The 3,250-nt window shown below is 38.8% G+C and carries 2 protein-coding genes; both read right to left on the bottom strand.

Features of this window, described 5'->3' with window-relative positions; genetic code table 11:
- Positions 1–168 precede the first annotated feature (168 nt).
- Positions 169–1,779, bottom strand: a complete 1,611-nt coding sequence (locus LHW48_10205) for a hypothetical protein (GenBank protein MCB5260820.1) — start codon at positions 1,777–1,779, stop codon at positions 169–171.
- The gene (locus tag LHW48_10200; GenBank protein MCB5260819.1) at positions 1,772–2,671 is read right to left on the bottom strand and encodes a hypothetical protein; all 900 of its coding nucleotides are present in this window, start codon (positions 2,669–2,671) and stop codon (positions 1,772–1,774) included. The genes LHW48_10205 and LHW48_10200 overlap by 8 nt, the downstream gene beginning before the upstream one ends.
- Positions 2,672–3,250: the final 579 nt, after the last annotated feature.

The following is a 3,250-nucleotide window of genomic DNA, read 5'->3' as shown; positions in this document are numbered from 1 at the left end:
CTAAGCGCTAGAACTAGATACTTGTTTGGTGGATTTGGAACACCCACATCAGTGGTGGCATCCTCGTTTACAGTTTCTTCATAATAGACACTGTCATCGTTGTCACTTGTTTCCTGTGCACTCAGCAACCCGGTCCCCATCAGGACAATCAGGGCTAGGATCAACATCTTACGCATCTTTCCTCCTTGATTTGGTCATGGAAATTCTGATTTTCCTATTTGAATCTTTTTCACATACTTCGCGTAAAACCTTCGGTGGAAGGTCTATCGAAGGGAATATGGAATCCTTGAAGTAGTAGCGGTTTGTGTCGTTTAATTTGATGACTACTCCCGATAGCTTACGTATAACTGTGCATGATTCCAGCGGTAATTTGCCCATTCTGGTCAGTTCCTTGTCTTCAACGTCCCCCAAAGGAAGGGTCTCTACGCTCACAAAAAATGATTTTGGCGTCTGGTACAAACGATAGAGGAAAATTACTGCAGCAACCAGAATACCTGCTAAACTAATCAGCAAAAGGAAGTAGCCCATATTATCATACATCAGCCTGATCTGAGTTGTTGCATCTGCTGGATCATCCTCATTTTGTACATGAAACACGATTCTGTTATTTTGGGGATTAAAATGCGAAATCATATCTTGTGGTCTTGAGTAAATCTTACTATAATCAGACATATTCTCAGTAAAGTACTGGTTTTTCGCATCTTCAACCATATATATGCTGTTCTCTGATGTTCTCAGGGACATATCAAAGGATAAAACGCACCTTTTGGGATTGAACATCGCTTGTAATCTATTGGTTAAAGACGGTTTGATTGGTTTTAGAATTATCTCAACATCAAATTTTTGCGCTCCACCTTTTTCAAGTGATTTTGGTAGAATGGAAGGACTTACCGAAATTTTGGGCTTATCCATCATCATCGGCTTCCCTCCATGAGAGATTGAAAAATTATCTATTCTCACCTTTGTGTTCTCTCTGATTCCAATGTAATCGTAATGAGATCGCATCAGAATGCTGAACTTAATCCTGTTTTGCTTGTCTATCTGCAACACAGGGAAGGCCTTTGATTCGGGTCTAATCTTAAGGTGGTAATTACCTCTTTCTGAGTAAACAATGAAAGGGCTCGATTCGTTTTTCAGTGAGGTGAGGCCTATGTGATTAGAGTTTATAGGCCTTAGATGAAACATTGTATAGCCTTGAGTACCCAGATTATTTAGTAGTGAGTTCCTGCGTGATGTGTTGCTTGCTTTTGATCCTACACTTATAAAATAGACAAGCATGCCAGAATCCCCGACATAGTTTTGTCTATCGCCCCTGAACGGATTGCCGTCGAATCTCGAAATTCTTGGACTAACGTCAACACTTGATATCTCCTGTGATTCCATTAAAGTCCTGTAGAATTTTGTCCCATCTCCTCTTGTGTTGTTGTCATCCTCGACATTATCTGTTAGTAAAACATAATCTCCAGGTTGTGATAAAACAGTATCCGCCATCTTACCTAACAGAGTGTACTTTCCAGAGAATAATGAAGTATCATTCAATTCAGAGAGGGCTACTTCAGTGATTACCACTTCGGATACTATGTTAGACTGGAATAGCAAAACTCTAACATCTTCCGAATCTCTAGCATCGTTCTCGGAAATATCTTCAATCTGCCTTTTAATGGCTCCAGTTCTTGCAAAACCCTTCATACTTCCAGAGCCATCAACTATGTATGTGGTTGAGCACAAGAAGAAATATAGTGAAATAAATACACACGTTACGAATACGCGTTTACTCATCGTTTGCTATCTCCAATGAAAATAGGTACTCACCATTTTTATTGATTACCGCAGCCAAAAGACCATTTAGCCAACTATAGCTATCGATAATGAATTTTGCTTTATCAGATCCAATTTGCTCTTCTCTGAGGCTTTTAGACAAAAGAATCACTTGAGAGGCATCATAGCTTGTATCAGCAGTATCCCTCCTACACAATGACACAAAGTTCCCATCCAGGGAAAGGCTTAGATTCTGAGATATCATATCGGGAATTTCCCTAGCCTGATTTAACGTTCCAGACTTGAGATTGTTCATATCTTTAATCTCAATCCTGTCTGAATACTGTATGAAAACCAGATCATCGTTTCCAGCGATAATCGAAATCAGACTTCCTTTTACAGTAATTTCATCCCAGTTTGCCGCATTTGTGGTTAAGTTCTTCCATTTACCAGCAGTTATTAATACTCTATTACCCTTACATGAAGCTACCGCCAGAAACTTGTTGTTAGCTGAGGCAAGTATTTTATCAGGATTGTCAGTCAACGTGACTGTTTTTTGGCTGAATATGCCTAGACTCAATGATCTTACCACATAGGTAAAAAGCATTGCCTCTTTTTTAACGTAGAATAGGTGTTCGCTGTTTAACACTAAGTAAACAATCTGACCACTTTCCTTTATCTTTTCTGTCGTTCCATCCATACCGTTTATTATTATTTCGCTCTTTTTGACATATGCAACACAGTTTTTTGTGCTATCGACAGTAAAGGTGTTAACATTTTCACTAATCTTTTCAGCTTTATTCTGTTGAAAAAGAGTATTTATGCCTACATGGTAGAGTGTCTGATCGCTGGATAAAAAAACAATTCTCTTTAAACTATACCTTAGAATCAAAATAGTCTCTTTTTCTTTCAATTTGAGCGAATGCTTTTCAATCAGATTCTTGCCATCATACACTACATACTCACCTCTGTCACTTATAAGTATCAGAAAAGAATCAAACAGCACGTGGAAAACATGGGAGCATTTCCGAAAACCGAGATTTTGGGGTTCAGACCAGTGTTTCATTGTCTGTGCGTTGTTTTGAACGATCGGCATGAATTTTGATCTTTCTGCATCTAATGAGGACTCTCTTGATTTGCCACAGACTGGACAATAGAGGACATTGCAGTTTGATGAGTGATGGCCTTCTTCCTGACCACAAACATGAAAGATAGTGAGGCAATGGGGACATTCACAATATTCAGCATTTGAATCGATAATACTGATAACCGACTGGCATCTTGGGCAAATCATTTCACATTTACACTTTACTTACACTATAGCGCTCAGCTCTTTGTTTTACCTCGGATAAATCCCCAATAGCATATACCTCCGCGGCTCTTCCGATCACGCTCAACTTATCAAGTTTTAGATCATTTATCATCTTATTACCTCTTGGAGGTCACGTAATAATATTATGTTATACCTGTCAATGAGAATTTTACTTCAACT

This window comes from Candidatus Cloacimonadota bacterium, from assembly GCA_020532355.1.
GTDB lineage: Bacteria > Cloacimonadota > Cloacimonadia > Cloacimonadales > Cloacimonadaceae > UBA5456.
This window is presented reverse-complemented; position numbering and strand designations above follow the sequence as displayed.